Annotated in this window: 15 protein-coding genes; 7 read left to right on the top strand and 8 right to left on the bottom strand. The window is 58.4% G+C overall.

What is annotated here, in order from left to right:
* The first annotated feature begins 37 nt into the window (after positions 1-37).
* The gene (locus tag H8B20_RS26980; protein WP_210625135.1) at positions 38-1,231 is read left to right on the top strand and encodes a GAF domain-containing sensor histidine kinase; all 1,194 of its coding nucleotides are present in this window, start codon (positions 38-40) and stop codon (positions 1,229-1,231) included.
* A 34-nt stretch (positions 1,232-1,265) separates the two neighbouring features.
* Here the strand turns inward: H8B20_RS26980 and H8B20_RS26975 are convergent, their stop codons facing one another.
* From H8B20_RS26975 to H8B20_RS26960, 4 genes are all read right to left on the bottom strand, one after another.
* Positions 1,266-1,406, bottom strand: a complete 141-nt coding sequence (locus tag H8B20_RS26975; RefSeq protein ID WP_155418744.1) for a hypothetical protein — start codon at positions 1,404-1,406, stop codon at positions 1,266-1,268.
* A complete protein-coding gene (locus H8B20_RS26970) occupies positions 1,406-2,131 on the bottom strand; it encodes an SDR family oxidoreductase (RefSeq protein WP_047302144.1) in 726 nt (241 codons plus the stop codon). The genes H8B20_RS26975 and H8B20_RS26970 overlap by 1 nt, the downstream gene beginning before the upstream one ends.
* 425 nt (positions 2,132-2,556) lie before the next feature.
* On the bottom strand, positions 2,557-2,898 hold the full coding sequence (locus H8B20_RS26965; protein ID WP_047302146.1) for a YajG family lipoprotein: 342 nt from the start codon (positions 2,896-2,898) through the stop codon (positions 2,557-2,559).
* Positions 2,899-2,983: 85 nt separating this feature from the next.
* Positions 2,984-3,622 (bottom strand): ATPase, encoded by a 639-nt coding sequence (locus H8B20_RS26960; RefSeq protein ID WP_210625134.1) that lies wholly within the window; start codon positions 3,620-3,622, stop codon positions 2,984-2,986.
* 170 nt (positions 3,623-3,792) lie between these two features.
* On the opposite strand from H8B20_RS26960, the gene H8B20_RS26955 reads away from it, so the two are divergent.
* From H8B20_RS26955 to H8B20_RS26945, 3 genes are all read left to right on the top strand, one after another.
* Positions 3,793-4,041 carry a hypothetical protein gene (locus tag H8B20_RS26955; protein WP_042562040.1) on the top strand — a complete coding sequence of 83 codons (249 nt, stop codon included), beginning with the start codon at positions 3,793-3,795 and terminating at the stop codon, positions 4,039-4,041.
* Between the two features lie 72 nt (positions 4,042-4,113).
* The gene (locus H8B20_RS26950; protein ID WP_042558882.1) at positions 4,114-4,608 is read left to right on the top strand and encodes a PaaI family thioesterase; all 495 of its coding nucleotides are present in this window, start codon (positions 4,114-4,116) and stop codon (positions 4,606-4,608) included.
* An 11-nt stretch (positions 4,609-4,619) separates the two neighbouring features.
* Positions 4,620-5,078 carry a GNAT family N-acetyltransferase gene (locus H8B20_RS26945; RefSeq protein WP_210625133.1) on the top strand — a complete coding sequence of 153 codons (459 nt, stop codon included), beginning with the start codon at positions 4,620-4,622 and terminating at the stop codon, positions 5,076-5,078.
* A gap of 56 nt (positions 5,079-5,134) precedes the next feature.
* Here H8B20_RS26945 and H8B20_RS26940 read toward each other — a convergent pair whose 3' ends face one another.
* Positions 5,135-7,330 carry an OsmC domain/YcaO domain-containing protein gene (locus H8B20_RS26940; RefSeq protein WP_210625132.1) on the bottom strand — a complete coding sequence of 732 codons (2,196 nt, stop codon included), beginning with the start codon at positions 7,328-7,330 and terminating at the stop codon, positions 5,135-5,137.
* A 297-nt stretch (positions 7,331-7,627) separates the two neighbouring features.
* Between H8B20_RS26940 and H8B20_RS26935 the strand changes: the two genes are divergently transcribed.
* On the top strand, positions 7,628-10,273 hold the full coding sequence (locus H8B20_RS26935; RefSeq protein WP_210625131.1) for a bifunctional diguanylate cyclase/phosphodiesterase: 2,646 nt from the start codon (positions 7,628-7,630) through the stop codon (positions 10,271-10,273).
* A gap of 49 nt (positions 10,274-10,322) precedes the next feature.
* On the opposite strand, the gene H8B20_RS26930 is transcribed toward H8B20_RS26935, so the two are convergent.
* On the bottom strand, positions 10,323-10,526 hold the full coding sequence (locus tag H8B20_RS26930; protein ID WP_042558879.1) for a hypothetical protein: 204 nt from the start codon (positions 10,524-10,526) through the stop codon (positions 10,323-10,325).
* Between the two features lie 145 nt (positions 10,527-10,671).
* Entirely contained in the window at positions 10,672-11,487 is an 816-nt protein-coding gene (gene ppk2, locus H8B20_RS26925) for a polyphosphate kinase 2 (protein WP_042558878.1), read from the bottom strand.
* 170 nt (positions 11,488-11,657) lie between these two features.
* Between ppk2 and H8B20_RS26920 the strand changes: the two genes are divergently transcribed.
* Positions 11,658-13,784, top strand: a complete 2,127-nt coding sequence (locus H8B20_RS26920; protein ID WP_210625130.1) for a TonB-dependent receptor family protein — start codon at positions 11,658-11,660, stop codon at positions 13,782-13,784.
* 137 nt (positions 13,785-13,921) lie between these two features.
* Here H8B20_RS26920 and H8B20_RS26915 read toward each other — a convergent pair whose 3' ends face one another.
* The gene (locus H8B20_RS26915) at positions 13,922-15,139 is read right to left on the bottom strand and encodes an MFS transporter (protein ID WP_210625129.1); all 1,218 of its coding nucleotides are present in this window, start codon (positions 15,137-15,139) and stop codon (positions 13,922-13,924) included.
* A gap of 130 nt (positions 15,140-15,269) precedes the next feature.
* Between H8B20_RS26915 and H8B20_RS26910 the strand changes: the two genes are divergently transcribed.
* Positions 15,270-15,896, top strand: a complete 627-nt coding sequence (locus tag H8B20_RS26910) for a TetR/AcrR family transcriptional regulator (protein WP_210625128.1) — start codon at positions 15,270-15,272, stop codon at positions 15,894-15,896.
* The last annotated feature ends 238 nt before the right edge of the window (positions 15,897-16,134 follow it).

The following is a 16,134-nucleotide window of genomic DNA, read 5'->3' as shown; positions in this document are numbered from 1 at the left end:
AGATAGTCTTTCGACGACATTATTTCGAAGCGCCGCCATGACCGATCCTCAGTTCACATCAGACATTGAAGCCATCCGCAGCATTGATGCGGTGCCTGTCATCCTGAGCATGGTCAAGCACATCACCGGCATGCGTTTCGCGGCGGTGGCCCGGGTTACCGAAAATAACTGGGTGGCCTGCGCGGTCGACGACTCGATCGATTTCGGCCTCAAACCCGGCGACGAACTGGTACTCGAATCGACCATTTGCCACGAGATCCGCCAGCATAAACAGCCTGTCATCTTCGGCCATGCCAGCCTGCATCCGATCTTTTCATTGCATCACACGCCGAGAACCTATGGACTGGAGAGCTACATTTCCATTCCTATCGTCAAAGCCGATGGCGAATTTTTTGGCACGCTGTGTGCGATCGACTCCGTACCGGCCAAGCTCGACGAACCCGCCATCGCCAAGACGCTTACGCTATTCGCGCAACTGATCGCCATGAGCCTCGACACCCAGACGCGTCTGCACGCCGCCAAAGTCGAACTGGACACTGCCAATGAGCTGGGCCGGTTGCGCGAGCAGTTCATCGCGGTGTTGGGGCATGACCTGCGCACGCCGCTGAGCGCCATTCGCATGAGTGCCGATTTGCTCGAAACCAAAGTCGAAGACAAGCGTTCGCTCAATTTTATCGCGGCGATCCGCAACAGTTCTGTGCGCATGGGTGTGTTGATCGAAAACATCCTCGACTTTGCCCGCGGACGCCTCGGCGGCGGCATTCCAGTGCAGCGAAAACTGGTCGACGATTTGCAGCGCACGCTGCGGATGACGCTTGAAGAGGTTCAGGTGTCCCACCCGCAGGCAACGTTCATTCATACGCTGGACGTGCCGACAGGTGTCTATTGCGACGCGTTGCGCATCAGCCAGTTGCTCTCCAATCTGCTGGGCAATGCGGTCACCCACGGTTCAATCAGTGAACCGATTGTCCTCAACGCCTGGGCTGAGAACGGCGAATTTGTGATCTCGCTGACCAACCAGGGCACACCAATCGCCCCCCATTTGATTCCGCTGTTGTTTGAGCCCTTCTCCCGCTCCGAAGCCGGGCAGCGCTGCGAAGGACTGGGTCTGGGCCTTTACATCGCTTCGCAGATTGCGACGGCGCATAACGGCAGTCTGAGCGTCACCTCAGACAGCGAATCGGGAACCTGTTTCGTGGCGAGATTCCCGGCGCAGTTCAAATGGGTCTGAGCACGCGCCGCCCGAACATGCCTGACGTGACGGGTCACAGGTCAGCGAGAATGCCACACTGCGCCGTAAAGAAGCCTGCGGCAATGTTGGCCGGCATGACCTGGCGCAACGCTTCGTCAGCACTGGACATGCAATAGCTGGCCTGAGCCGGTTGCCGCACTAGGGTCGCACTCATCATTGCAGGCTCTCGCGGGTTGGACCGCGAAAATGCACCTCGTTGATGTGGCAGCTGCGCGGCTGGGTCAGCACGAATCGCATGGTCTCCCAGATGGACCGCCCATTGAGCAGCTTGCTCTGGGGATCGACCCTTTCATCCAGACCGGTGATTTCAAAATCCGGCGGATAAAAACCGGTAACCCGAATCTGCTCGCCGGCCAGCCGATCAGCCATGTTCTGGCAGAAACCACTCATGCCGTGCTTGGCGGCAAAAAAAGCTGGATGGGCGACGGAGTTGGTGAAATTCGCCACCCCGCACACCGATACCATTGCGACGATGTCAGCTGCACCTGAGCGGCGCAGGCTTGGCAGCAATGCCCGGGTAAGGACAATCGACCCCGTCAGACCGGAGTCAATGGTCGAGCAGATTTCCTCGTCGCTATCGTCCTCTGCCAGCGGCCCTTCAAGCCACTGCGCCGCACTGAGCACGAGGATGTCGACCGGGCGATCATCCTCCAGCAGGCGTTCGGCGAAAGCACGCACAGAGGCCGCACTGGCGATGTCGCATTGATAGGCGCGGGCGGTACCGCCCTCGCGCTGAATAATCTCGCAAGTGGCCTGCGCACTGGTCAACTGTCGCGCGCACAAGTCGACGTGGGCGCCTTCGCGGGCCAGCCAGACCGACACCGCCTGGCCGAAATCGCGCCCTCCTCCGGTGACAACAACACGTTTGTTTTTAAGCATGATCAACGTACCTTTCAATAAGCAGACTGTTACAGCCCAGGATGCGCAACGGTGCAGCTACCGGAGATCTTGCCCTGGTTCGTCGGCGTCGACCGCGAACTGGCAGCCATAGACCTTGTGTCCCCGTGCTCTGCCAGCGCATGACTCAGGGCTTGGCCTAAACCGCGGCTGACGCCGGTAATGGCGATCCTGAGCGACTTCCTTGTATTCATGATGAAAACTCCTCCTTGATGTGTCGGCTGCCAGTGCCGAAATGTATAAGCAGATTGTCGGGCCGTAAGTCAGGTACCTCACCGCACAGTAATTGGCGGGCCAAGCAAAATCCAGGCAAAAAAAACCCCGCAACCCAATTAAGGGGCGGGGCAAAAAATTGGTTGGTTGCGGCCAACCAAAGGAGCTCTGTGAGATACGGTTAACGGGCGAAATCAGATGCACTCCTGGGCTGCCCGTTCAAAACTTGATGGCAGGAAGTTCGAGGCCAGCAGGTGGCGCTCGTAAAGGAACACCTTGCCGCCGCTGCCGGCCTTGTAGGCTTCCAGCACGTTGTCCGCCGAGACCTTGCTCGGCACCACGATCCGGTAACTGCGCTGGGTCTGCGAGACGGTCGGGTTAAGCGCAATGCCCTGCAACTTGGGCACGACGCAATCGGCGTATTGCGCTGGCGTCTTGCTGGTCTGCAAGGTCAGGGTCGGGTCGTTCGGTGCAGAGGCGCAGCCGGCAAGCAGCAAGGAAGCGACAACCAAGGCAGAAACGAATAAAGGACGCATCGGTGTAATCCTGAAAATAGAGTTTCGGTTCAACCGGCAACGGTTCGGCTTCACGCTGCCGCCATTGCCGTTGGTATTTGCGATGTCAGCTTGCCGAGACCAACGCCTTGAGCGAGTGGTCGAACTGCTTCAATGCGTTGAGTTGCAAGTCGCGTTGCTTGTCGATCTGCGCGGCGATTTGCGGCGCCGCCTGGTTATGCACCCAGACCGACGGCATCTGCTTTTCCACCGCGCCTTCCGCCTTGCCGATGTATTGCAGGTCGGCGTCGTAGAACCGCGCGGTAAAACGCGCTTCGACCAGATTGTTGCGTTGGGTCAGCAGACGATTGAACGTGTCGAGTTTCACCACCACATCGGGATGGGCCTGTACCAGCTCGTCGAGGCTGCCGTAGACAGTCACGGACAAGAACTGCTGTTGTAACGAACTCATCAACCAGTCGATGGCCAGTTCCGGGTCGGAACTGGCGACGAAAGCGTCGCGAATCCGCGAGTCGAGCGCATCTTTCGCGCCGTTGAGGGCCATGTCGTGGTAACGCTCAAGGTATTGCAGGTTGTCCAGGGTGTTTTCGCTGTACAGCACGCCAACAGTCTGCGAATGCTGCAACGTGGCGCTGCTGCCGGTGATGGATTGAAAATGACACGACCGGGCATTGTCGGCGTAGGTCGGCGCAGCGACAGCGCCCATCAGCAGGGCCGCCAGAGCCAATCGAGTCAGAATGTTCATCGCGCAAATTCCTTGAGCTGCGTGTTCGATGGAGCGATTTTCCGCCCATCGGCGACAAAGCAGAACTTGCGTTTGGTGATGGTCACTATTACTTCTAGCGATAGTTGCGCAATGTGCAGACTGATTACACACTCGATCACAACTAGAACAAGATGAATGAGGAATTCTCCTTGAGAACATTTGACCTGATCCGCGACGCCGTCCTATCCGAATATCGCGAGCGCGTGGCTGAATACCTGGTCCAGTACGAAAGTGTCCTGCTGAGCAAGGATGACGCTGACCAGCAGCTCATTCGGGACACCGCCAATCAGTTGCGCGGCTACCTGCGCGGGCTGAACACCACGCGGGTTTTGGGCATGGCGTATTGGGAAGAGCTGGATCGACGGGTTGTCGACACGTGGCTCACGTCCGAAGAATGACCGTACATTCAAGCGCGGCGGCCGTAACCGCATTCGCCTGACCGGGCTCACTACTTCAGGATGACCACACCCATGTCCAACCTCGATACCCCACTGCAAGACAGCGCCGCCCCCGAAGGCGTTTGCTACGGCTGCGGCGGCAGCAACCCCCACGGCCTGCACATCAAGAGCCATTGGCATGAAGACGCAGTGCACGTCATCGCCGAGCATCTGCCGGATGCCAAGTACTGCGGCTGGCCGGATCTGGTCTACGGCGGACTGATCGCGATGCTGGTCGACTGCCATTCCAACTGGACGGCGATGGCCTATCACTACCGCGCAGAAAACCGCGAAGCCGGGACCCTGCCCCGCATCGATTGCGTCACCGGCAACCTCGGTATCAAGTTCATCAAACCCACGCCGATGGGCGTAACGCTGACCTTGCGGGCGAAAGTCGAGGGTGAAGTCGGGCGTAAAACCCGGGTGATTTGCGAGGTATTTGCGGGCGACGTGCTGACCGCGGTGGGTGATTCGGTTTTTGTGCGAGTTGATACCGGGCAGTTGGCGGATGCTGCGCATAAGCGCTAAGGACAGCCTCAATGGATCTACAGATTCGAGCCGCAACCCGCGATGATGCGCCTGCCATCAGCCGAGTGATTATCGCGGCCCTGCGCGAATCCAATGCTCAGGACTACTCCCAAGAGATCATCGACCTGGTTGAGCAAAGCTTCTGCGCTGCAGCCATCCTGCACTTGCTGACTCAGCGTCGGGTGTACGTAGCGACCATTGAACGGCACATCGTTGCAACGGCCAGTCTTGATCGGGATGTCGTTCGAAGCGTATTCGTTGATCCACCCCATCAAAGCGCCGGAATCGGCAAAAAACTGATGAAGACACTTGAGTCAGCGGCCAACAATGAAGGTTTGCAGCGCCTGCGCGTGCCCTCCTCTATTACCGCCGAAGGTTTTTATGCCTCGCTGGGCTTTGAGAAAATCCGCGATGAGTTTTACGGCGCCGAGCGCACGATCATCATGGAGAAATGGCTGAGCCAAGTGTAGGACATGCAAACCTGTGGAGGAACCTTACTCACTCGCCACAGGTGCGCATTTCAAGATCAACCCTTCACATTCGCCCGTGCCGAATGCAGCTTCTTATAGCTCTCGATCAAGCGCAAATGCCGATCAAGGCCCTCTAGCTTCATGCTCGTCGGCGTCAAACCATAGAAACGCACGCTGCCGTTCACAGAGCCAATGGCCGCGTCCATGCGCTCGTTGCCAAACATGCGGCGGAAGTTGGCTTCGTAATCGGCCAGTTCCAGATCTTCGTCCAGTTCCATTTCCAGTACCACGTTCACCGCTTGGTAGAACAAGCCGCGTTCGACGGTGTTGTCGTTGTATTGCAGGAAGGCTTCGACGAGGTCTTTTGCCTGGTCAAACTTTTGCAGCGCGAGGTAAATCAGCAGGCGCAGTTCAAGGATGGTCAGTTTGCCCCACGGCGTGTTGTCGTCGAACTCGATGCCAATCAGGGTGGTGATGTCGGTGTAATCGTCCAGCTCGCTTTTTTCCAGACCCTGGGCCAGGTTGCGCAGGCCGACTTTGCTCAGGCTGTGCAGGTTAAGGATGTCGGCGCGAAATTGCAGGGCCTTGTTGGTGTTGTCCCAGATCAGGTCTTCGACCGGATAGATTTCCGAGTAGCCCGGCACCAGAATCCGGCAGGCCTTGGCGCCAATGTGCTCGTAGACCGCCATGTAGACTTCTTTGCCCATGTCTTCGAGGATGCCGAACAGCGTTGCGGCTTCTTCGGCATTGGAGTTTTCGCCGTGGCCGGAGAAGTCCCACTCGACGAACTCGAAATCAGCCTTGGCACTGAAGAAGCGCCACGACACCACACCGCTGGAGTCGATGAAGTGCTCGACGAAGTTGTTCGGCTCGGTCACTGCCTGCCCCGAAAAGGTCGGCTGCGGCAGATCGTTCAGGCCTTCAAAGCTGCGGCCCTGCAACAACTCGGTCAGGCTGCGCTCCAGCGCGACTTCCAGGCTTGGGTGCGCGCCAAATGAGGCAAACACGCCGCCCGTGCGCGGGTTCATCAGGGTCACGCACATCACCGGGAATTCACCACCTAGCGACGCATCCTTGACCAACACCGGGAAGCCTTGCTCTTCCAGGCCCTTGATGCCAGCGAGAATGCTTGGGTATTTCTCCAGCACCTCCTGCGGCACATCCGGCAGCGCCATCTCACCTTCGAGGATTTCGCGTTTGACCGCGCGCTCGAAGATTTCCGACAGGCACTGCACCTGCGCTTCGGCCAACGTGTTGCCAGCGCTCATGCCGTTGCTGAGGAACAGGTTTTCGATCAGGTTGGACGGGAAGTACACCACTTCATTATCGGACTGGCGCACAAACGGCAGCGAGCAGATGCCACGCTGAGTGTTGCCGGAGTTGGTGTCATAGAGGTTCGAGCCACGCAACTCGCCATCGCGGTTGTAAATCTCAAGACAGTATTCGTCGAGAATCTCGCTCGGCAACTCGTCCTTCGGGCCAGGCTGGAACCAGCGCTCGTCCGGGTAATGCACAAACTCTGCGCTGGCGATGTCCTCGCCCCAGAACTGATCGTTGTAGAAGAAGTTGCAGTTCAGTCGCTCGATGAACTCACCCAGCGCAGACGCCAGTGCACCTTCCTTGGTCGCGCCCTTGCCGTTGGTGAAGCACATCGGCGAGTGCGCGTCACGGATATGCAGCGACCACACATTGGGCACGATATTGCGCCACGAAGCGATTTCGATCTTCATGCCCAGGTCGGCGAGAATTGCCGACATGTTGGCGATGGTCTGCTCCAGCGGCAGGTCCTTGCCGGCAATGTAGGTGCCCGCCGCCGAGCCCGAGTGCGGCATCAGCAAGGCCTGGGCATCGGCGTCGAGGTTTTCGACTTCTTCGATGATGAATTCCGGGCCGGTCTGCACGACTTTCTTCACCGTGCAGCGGTCGATCGAGCGCAGGATGCCCAGGCGATCCTTTTCAGAGATGTCCGCCGGCAATTCGACCTGGATCTTGAAGATCTGGTTGTAGCGATTTTCCGGGTCGACAATGTTGTTCTGCGACAGGCGAATGTTTTCCGTGGGGATATTGCGCGTGTCGCAGTACAACTTCACAAAGTAAGCCGCACACAAGGCCGACGACGCCAGGAAATAGTCGAACGGCCCCGGTGCCGAGCCATCGCCCTTGTAGCGGATGGGCTGATCGGCGATCACCGTGAAGTCGTCGAACTTGGCTTCAAGTCGAAGGTTGTCGAGAAAGTTGACCTTGATTTCCATGCGGGATTACCAGAATACGGCTAAACGAATGGCGGCCATTATCCGGTTTTTGAGCGGGAAGTCTTGTGCTTTCGGGAATCGCCGCTGACCGGGGCGACGCCTTCTTCGGCGCGCAAACCCATATCCGGCGCGGCTTGGCCGGGTCAGTCGTCACTTGTTGCAAACTGGAGAAAGCAAAGTCTCCCGTGTTCACTACGCTTCTACAGACTCCGATCAGCATGATCCTGAAGAAGAATCTGAACATTGCACCAGCGGCACTGTTCTAGATTCAGAAGACAGCGGATCAAGGACGAGTGAATGGACATTTCCACTTACGCAGCACCGCTTCCCCCTCGGCAGAGCGTCGTCACCCGGCGCCTGGCGGTCGCCGTGGGTGCGCTATTTGTCACTGGCGTGATTGCTGCGGCCGTTGCCTTGCTCGGCATCGCCAACAAACTGGATAAGGAGGAAGTCCGCAAGACCGAGTTCTACTCGGTTCGCGCCCTCGAAAATCGCATCACTGCCTCGAAAAACTACATCACCAGTTACGCCTACTGGACCACAGCCTATGAGCGTCTGAGCGATCAGGTCGACACCCAATGGGCCTATACCGAGCAAAACCTGGGTAACACGCTGTTCACCGCCGACGGCTATGACGGCGTGTTCGTGCTGGATCGCGAGCGCACCAAATACGCTGTGGTTCGCGGCCAAATGCTCGATACGGATATCGCGGCGTTCGTGGAGGTCAGCGCGGCTTCACTGCTGGATCAGGTGCAAGGCCAAAGCGACTTGACCCACCCCGTCAGCCGCTACTCACTGTTCGAAGGCTGGCCGGCGCTGGTGTCGGCAGCGGCCATTTTGCCTAACGATGAGCGGCCGCAGAAGACTGCGCAGCAAACCTCTGTGCTGGTGTTCGTCGACAAACTCACCCCGACCAAACTGCGCAAGATCGGCAGCGCTTACGGCTTGAAAAATCTGACCCTTGCCCCGAATGAAACCCTGGACCCGGCACGCCCGCGAGTGCCACTGGACAGCACCGGTTTTAGCCTGGTGTCCGATCTTGAGCGGCCGGGGCAACAGTTATTGTGGTCATTGCTGCCCACCCTCGGCGCGACGATGGTGGTATTGATGCTACTGACCGCCTACTTCTTCCGCCACGCTTTGCGTTCGTCGCGGTATGTCGATGAAAGCTTTGCGGTGATGCAGTCCTACAACCTTGCACTGGAAGCCGCCAACTTCGGCCTGGAAGCCAGTGAGGAGCGTTTTCGTGCGGTGGCGGAAGCCGCTTCGGACTGGATCTGGGAGACCGACCGGCATCTGTCGCTGACCTATTTGTCAGCGCGATTCAGCGAAGTGACCGGCTACCCACAAACCCTTTGGCAGGGCCAGGACATCGGTCAACTGCTGTTCTGCGACACCACCCCACTGGAACTGTGGCTGAAGAAACTGAACGAAGAAGGTCACGCCAGCGATCTGCGTTGCACCTACCGCGACCATTCCGGGCAGCAACGTCATTGTCGTCTTTCGGCTCGCCCGATCTTCGACAAGCAAGTCGTCATCGGTTATCGCGGCACCGCCAGCGATATCACCGACGAGGTCGCCGCCCATGCTCAAATCCAGCACTTGTCCATGCACGATGCCCTGACCGGGCTGCCCAATCGCAACAAACTCGCGCGTTATCTGGATGAAGCGCTGTTGCTCAGGGAGCACGCGCCGGCGCTGTCGCTGCTGATGATCGATCTGGACAACTTCAAACCGATCAATGATTCGCTCGGCCATCCGGCCGGTGATGCAGTGCTGCAGGAAGTCGCCGCCCGTTTGCGTGAATGCACCCGCGACGATGACATCGTTGCCAGGCTTGGCGGGGACGAATTTGTCGTGGTGCTCAATGGCATGGACGCACCTAACGAAATCGACAAGTTCTGCACCCGATTGATCGGCAGCCTTCATCAACCGGTGATCTTCGAGCATCACCCATTGCACATTGGCGCCAGCATCGGCATCGCCCTGAGCCGACGCCATGGATTCACCCCCAGCGAACTGATCCGCTACGCCGATATTGCGCTTTACCAGGCCAAGTCCGAGGGCAAGAACACCTGGTGTTATTTCGAAGCGCACATGAGCGACCAGATCCAGACACGCCGGCAAATGGAAGACGACCTGCGACATGCGCTCAAGCACAACGAGTTCATCCTGCACTACCAGCCGCGCTACAAAGTTGATGGCAAGCAGATCGTTTCAGTCGAGGCACTGGTGCGCTGGCAGCATCCGACCAAGGGTTTGCTTGGGCCCGACCTGTTTATTCCGCTGGCGGAACAGACTGACCTGATCGTCCCGCTCGGGCGCTGGGTGTTGCGTGAGGCTTGCGAAACGGCGCTGACGTGGCCGGAAGACATCTTGCTATCGGTCAATCTGTCGCCTGCGCAATTCGCCGTGACCGATGTGGTCGAGGATGTCCGCGAAGTGCTGGTCGACACCCGCTTCCCGGCCAGTCGACTGGAGCTTGAGATCACTGAAAACGTCATGCTCAACGATACCGATGGCGCGCTGACTACCATGAACGCTCTTAAAGAGCTGGGCGTGCGCCTGAACATGGACGACTTCGGCACCGGATACTCATCGCTCGGTTACCTGCGTGCATATCCGTTCGATGGCATCAAGATCGACAAGCGCTTCATCGCCTCGATCAACAGCGGCGCCAATGACCGGGCGGTGGTGCAGGCGATCATCGGGCTGGGCAAAGCCATGGGCCTGACCGTCACTGCCGAAGGCGTCGAAACCGCGGAGCAACTGGATATTCTGGGGGCTGATCAATGCAATGAAGTACAGGGTTACTTCATGAGTCGTCCGGTCGACAAAACCGAATTTATGGGTCTGCTGCAAACATCGAGAAGTGGCCAGGCAGCGCAGCCGAAGGCAAAAAAAGTCGGCGTCAGGAGTGGCCTGAATCTGGAGGGTTTGTGAGTCCCCCCCAGAACATGAAGGCTTACTTCGTTCGGTTTCAACCAAGTGTCTAAGTCATATCGCTGGTAAACACGCTCCCCGCATCCCGCACCAACTGTCGCCATTCGGCACTGGTAATGATTCCCTGCGCCTCCATTTCATCGGCAGCCTTGAGCAGTTCGTCGTACTGCTGCTCCGGATCCATCTGCAATTGCGACTGGGTCGCCAGGTTGCGCCATGCCGCCAGTAATTCTTTCTTTCGCTGATCGAACATAGGGTTTAACTCATGGGGGACTTCCCCTATAGAAAGAGGCGCAGGTGCGGTTGTTCAGCGCAGTCGACGGGTGGAAGGCTGATTCATGAACCTTCCGATTCCGGTACAGGTTCGAGCACATACCTCTAACGCCAAGAGCGAGCCGTCAGAACTTGTCTGCAACACGTTTGTACTGATAATCCGGCTCGCGGTACTTGCCCGGTTTCTGCCGCTTGGGCAGCGTGACCGGCTCGTGTGCGACTTCCTCATAAGGAATGCGGCTCAACAGATCAGTGATGATGTTGAGCCGCGCCCGGCGCTTGTCGTTTGAGTCGGCCACCAGCCAGGGGGCGTGGTTAGTGTCGGTATGCTTGAACATCTCGTCACGTGCGCGTGAGTAGTCATACCAACGGCTGTAGGATTTGAGATCCATCCCCGTCAACTTCCAGGTTTTGCGACCGTCGTTGATACGCGCTTCAAGCCGACGGGTCTGTTCCTGCGGGCTGACCTCCAGCCAGTATTTGATCAGGATCACCCCTGACTCGACGATTGCGCGTTCGACCAGCGGTGTAGATTTGAGGAACTTGTCGGCCTGTTCCTCGGTGCAGAAACCCATCACCCGTTCGACGCCCGCGCGGTTGTACCAACTGCGATCAAAGATCACCACTTCGCCCGCCGCGGGTAAATGTGGCAGGTAGCGCTGGACGTACATCTGGCTTTTCTCGCGTTCTGTTGGCGCCGGCAGCGCCACCACGCGAAAGATCCGTGGGCTGACCCGTTCGGTGATCGCTTTGATTGTCCCGCCCTTGCCCGCACCATCGCGCCCCTCGAAGACGATACAAACCTTCACGCCCTTGGCGATGACCCACTCCTGCAGCTTGACCAGCTCGACATGCAGCGTGCGCAACTCCTCAAGGTAAGCCTTGTTTTTCAACCGGGGAGTTTCGGACGTCTTTGCGGCTTTCTTCTTGTCTTTTGCCATGATCGAGCCCTCACGGATTGGAATTTCGCTGTGAACCAGACTCGTGAGATTAGTTTATGGCGCGTTGTTTTCCATTGCCGGACAATAAGCAAAATCGCGATGTGTTTCTTTCGTTCTTTCTAACGTCGCACTGTTCATTGCCCGTGCCTGTCTTGTCTGGAGTTTTCTCGATGCCTTCGCCCAATTCCCTGCCCACCGCGTTGTTGGGGCTGGCCCTCGCGTGCCCGACCATGGCTCAGGCTCAAGGTATGGAGTTGGGGCAGGTGCTGATTTCCGCCGAGGACCGCAGCGGTACCGACGCGGCTGTCGACGACGCCAAAGTGCGTCTGGCCGGTGTGCCCGGCGGCACCAACGTTGTCGACATGCGCCAGCCATTGCAGGGCCGCGTGGCGAGTAATCAGGATGTGCTGGCCTATCAGCCGGGGGTTTATGCGCAGTCGGCGGGCAATGAAGGCGTGAAGATTTCGATTCGCGGCTCGGGCATCAATCGTGCGCCGGGCGCTCATGCTTCGGGGCTTTATACAATGCTCGACGGCCTGCCGCTGACCGGCCCCGGCGGCACGCCTTACGAATTGCTCGAACCGTTGTGGGTCGACCATGTTGAGGTGCTGCGCGGCGCCAACGGCTTCGATCGCGGCTCGCTGGCCCTCGGTGGTGCCATCGATTACGTCAGCCATACCGGCTACGACGCGCCGAAACTGCAAGTCCGCTATGCCACCGGCAGCCATGGTTACCAGCAGCGTCAGGTCAGTTCCGGGCAAGTGCTCGGCGACTTCGATTACTACGTGTCGTTGACCGACTCGAACGCCGACGGCTATCAGGATCACACTGCCAGCGAAAGCAAAGGCCTGATTGCCAACTTCGGTTATCGCTTCAACCCGAACCTGGAAACCCGCTTCTACATCCGTTACCGCGAAACCGACAACGACCTCGCCGGACGCGTGACCAAGCACTCCATCGAACACAACTCACGGGCCGCCAACCCGGCGTACGTATCACGCGATGACAGCCGCAAGCAGCCGGGCAGCACCTTCATCGGCAACAAGACCACCTTCTACATCGACGACGATTCCAGCATCCAGACCGGTCTCGTTTATCACGACTACCCGATGGATCTGCGCGAAGGCCCGAATCGTCTGAAGGTCGCCTATACCGACGTCAGCGGCACCTTCGACTACAAGCGCCGCGACACGCTGTGGGGCATGGAAAGTCGCAGCAATGTGGGCCTGCGTGTGACCAAACATCTGCCCAACGATGGCGCCAGTGAGTTTGTGCGCATTCCCACCGGCAACACCGCAGCCTATGTACCGGGCACGCGCATGCGCAATTTCACCTATCAGGGTTCAGACACCGTTATGCACTTTGGCAATGATCTGGAAATTGCCGATGACCTGTGGCTGACCACCGGCCTCGCCGCCATCTACACCCGCCGCGAAAGCGCCGTCACCTATCCGCAGAGCGGAGGCAAAACCAGCATGAACGACTGGGACTACGCGCCCCGCCTCGGCCTGCGCTACCAGGTAACACCGGACCTGCAAGTGTTCGGCAATCTCAGCCGCTCGGTCGAAGCGCCGCATCCGTGGTCGCTGATCTACAGCTCCAACGTGCGCTTCCCGACTGGGAACGGCGCGGCCACCGGCACACAGCGCGACCCGATCAAACTGCAAAATCAGACCGCTACCACGCTGGAACTCGGCGGTCGTGGTGAAAGCGCGCTCGGTGAATGGAGCCTGGCCTGGTACTACGCGCAAGTGCGCCACGAGTTGCTTTCGGTGCTACCAGACGCCACCGCAGTCACGCCGTATGAGCTCAACGCCAGCCCCACCGTGCACCAGGGTGTCGAAGCCAGCCTGAACAGCAAACTCTGGTCTTCCGCCGACGGGCAGCAGTTAAGTTTGCGTCAGGCGTACACCTTCAGCGATTTCCACTACCGCGATGACGATCGCTTCGGTGACAACCGCTTGCCGGGATTGCCGATGCATTACTACCACGGTGAATTGCGCTACGACTGGCCGCACGGTTTCTTTGCCGCTCTGAACACGCAACTGGTGTCGAAAGTTGCAGTGGACTACGCCAATAGTTACTACGCCGATCCGTATGCGCTATTCGGCGCGACGTTGGGGTACAACGCGCCGAAAGGTGACTGGCAGACCTGGGTGGACATGCGCAATTTGACCAACAAACACTACGCAGCGACGGTCACGCCGGGGTATGACGACAAGGGACTGGATGCGGCGCGGTCGACGCCGGGTGAAGGGATGGGCGTTTATGTCGGGGTTTCGTGGAGTTTGCTCTGAGGCCAGGACGGGATAGGTAAATACGCCGCCAATCTCTGTGGGCCAACGATCAGCCATTTCAGACCGAGAATTGAAAGCGCTGCCATTGAGGACGTCCCTCCCTGAAAGGGACGCTCGAAAGGCTGCGCTTCGGGGCTTCAATGCCCGGCAACCACCGTTCGTCCATGTCCACGCGTCCCCGGCTTGAAACCATGCCCGCGCGCGCGCCAGACAATGGCAAACCCGACAGCCACCAGCAGCGTCATCGCCCACGGAAAAGACGCGACGCCCCACTTGTCCAGCAATACGCCACCGACAACGCCGCTGCCCGCAATTGCGCTATTCCATGCCACCACATTCAGTGACAACGCCACGTCTGCGCCATCGCCGGCGGCATCCGCCAGCGCGGTTTGCAACAACGTCGCAGCCCCGCCAAAGCTCAATCCCCACACCGCTACTGCAATGTAGATCACTTGCGGTACGTGCCCTGAGAAACCCAGCACCACGCAAACCGCCGCAAATGCCGCGAGGCTGACGAGTGTGGTTTTTCGCAACAGCGGCTCAACCAATTTCGCCGTCAACCAGATCCCCACCAACGCAGCGATCCCGAAGACCAGTAAGACCAGATCCACCCTACTCTCCAACCCCGCCGACGCCACGAACGGTGCAATGTAGGTGTAGAGAATGTTGTGCGCGAGCATCCAGCTGATCACCACCGCCAGTACCGGCCGTACACCTGGCGTGGTCAGCACGCTGCGCAGCGACATGCGTTGATGCGCAGGCTGCGGTGGATAGTCAGGCACTTTCACCAATACCCAAACTATCAGAATCAACGTCAAGCCCGACATGATGCCAAACGCGGTGCGCCAACCCACTAGACCACCCAGCCATGTACCGAGTGGCACCCCCAGCGAAAGCGCAATGGGTGTGCCGACCATGGCCAGCGCCAACGCCTTGCCCTGCTGCTCGGGCTCGACCATGCGGCGGGCATAACCGGCCAACAAACTCCACGCCAACCCGGCCGATACACCGGCAAAGAAGCGCGCCACCAACGTCACGCCATAATGTGAGGACAGCGCCGTGATGGAGTTGAACAGCAGGAAACCGACGATAGTCAGCAGCAGCACATTACGCCGGCGCCAGCCACGGGTCGCGATGGTCATCGGGATGACCGCCAGCACCGAGCCTAACGCATAGGCCGTGACCATCTGGCCAGCCATCGACGGCGAGATCGCCAGTCCTTCGCTGATCAACGGCAGCAAGCCGGCAGGTAGGGTTTCGGTGACTATGCAGATAAAACCTGTCATGGCCAACGCCAGCAAGGCGCCGATTGGCAGGCTTTTCGGCGTTGCCGATAAAGCGAGTGAAGGCGTCACGGGAAGTCCTTGAGTAGTGATTTTGAGAATTAAATACCGATCGATATAAAATACTGATGGCAGCGACCACTCGTTGTCAACGACTTATGTATCGTCTAGTATTTAAGTCATCTCACCGAGGAATTCTGAAATGGCAAGAACGGGCCGCCCTCGCAATTTCGACCGCGACGACGCCGTCGAGCAAGCCATGCAATTGTTCTGGCAACACGGCTATGACTCCACCTCCCTCGCTCTGCTGAAAGCACAATTGGGCGGCGGAATTTCCGCGCCGAGCTTTTACGCTGCGTTCGGCTCAAAGGAAGCCCTGTTTGACGAATGCGTGCAGCGTTACCTGGAGACCTTTGCTCAGGTTACCCAATGCCTGTGGGACGAAAATCTGCCTCCGCGCCAGGCTATTGAAACCGCGTTGCGCCAGTCGGCGCGCATGCAGTGCGAGGATGGCCATCCCAAGGGTTGCATGGTTACTCTCGGCGTAATGAGCGCACCCAGCCCTGAAAATGTCCGAGTGGTTGAAGCCCTCACCCAGTCCCGCGCACGGACTCGTGCGGGGATCTTGGCGTGCGTCAAGCGGGGAATGAGTGCTGGTGAGTTACCTGCCAATACGGCGGCCCCCGCCCTGGCTACGGTTTTTGACAGTTTTCTGCAGGGGATTTCCATCCTCGCTCGGGATGACACAACGATTCAGGTGATTGATGCGGCAATCACTCAGGTATTGATGACGTGGGACATTGCGGCCGCCACGCCTGGCAAAGATTGATCAGAGGGAGCGCGTTATAAAAAGCGCTGAAGCGGAAATTCGCTGCCTAATGTGAATGAGCTATGTAAATTGAACCTAGATGACAAGCGTACTGTGTCCAGAAATGCTGTAAGAACTTTCCTGCGGGCAAAACAAAACCCCAACTGCTTTCGCAATTGGGGTTTCGGAATTTAATCTTGACGATGACCTACTCTCACATGGGGAAACCCCACACTACCATCGGCGATGCATCGTTTCA

It is taken from the genome of Pseudomonas sp. P42 (assembly GCF_017973755.1).
Classification (GTDB): domain Bacteria; phylum Pseudomonadota; class Gammaproteobacteria; order Pseudomonadales; family Pseudomonadaceae; genus Aquipseudomonas; species Aquipseudomonas iridis.
This window is presented reverse-complemented; position numbering and strand designations above follow the sequence as displayed.

What these genes read in the sequence shown, in the direction of transcription:
- H8B20_RS26980 (WP_210625135.1), top strand. Translation starts at nt 38, where the DNA reads ATGACCGATCCTCAGTTCACATCAGACATTGAAGCCATCCGCAGCATT.
- H8B20_RS26975 (WP_155418744.1), bottom strand. Translation starts at nt 1,406, where the DNA reads ATGAGTGCGACCCTAGTGCGGCAACCGGCTCAGGCCAGCTATTGCATG.
- H8B20_RS26970 (WP_047302144.1), bottom strand. Translation starts at nt 2,131, where the DNA reads ATGCTTAAAAACAAACGTGTTGTTGTCACCGGAGGAGGGCGCGATTTC.
- H8B20_RS26965 (WP_047302146.1), bottom strand. Translation starts at nt 2,898, where the DNA reads ATGCGTCCTTTATTCGTTTCTGCCTTGGTTGTCGCTTCCTTGCTGCTT.
- H8B20_RS26960 (WP_210625134.1), bottom strand. Translation starts at nt 3,622, where the DNA reads ATGAACATTCTGACTCGATTGGCTCTGGCGGCCCTGCTGATGGGCGCT.
- H8B20_RS26950 (WP_042558882.1), top strand. Translation starts at nt 4,114, where the DNA reads ATGTCCAACCTCGATACCCCACTGCAAGACAGCGCCGCCCCCGAAGGC.
- H8B20_RS26945 (WP_210625133.1), top strand. Translation starts at nt 4,620, where the DNA reads ATGGATCTACAGATTCGAGCCGCAACCCGCGATGATGCGCCTGCCATC.
- H8B20_RS26940 (WP_210625132.1), bottom strand. Translation starts at nt 7,330, where the DNA reads ATGGAAATCAAGGTCAACTTTCTCGACAACCTTCGACTTGAAGCCAAG.
- H8B20_RS26935 (WP_210625131.1), top strand. Translation starts at nt 7,628, where the DNA reads ATGGACATTTCCACTTACGCAGCACCGCTTCCCCCTCGGCAGAGCGTC.
- H8B20_RS26930 (WP_042558879.1), bottom strand. Translation starts at nt 10,526, where the DNA reads ATGTTCGATCAGCGAAAGAAAGAATTACTGGCGGCATGGCGCAACCTG.
- ppk2 (WP_042558878.1), bottom strand. Translation starts at nt 11,487, where the DNA reads ATGGCAAAAGACAAGAAGAAAGCCGCAAAGACGTCCGAAACTCCCCGG.
- H8B20_RS26920 (WP_210625130.1), top strand. Translation starts at nt 11,658, where the DNA reads ATGCCTTCGCCCAATTCCCTGCCCACCGCGTTGTTGGGGCTGGCCCTC.
- H8B20_RS26910 (WP_210625128.1), top strand. Translation starts at nt 15,270, where the DNA reads ATGGCAAGAACGGGCCGCCCTCGCAATTTCGACCGCGACGACGCCGTC.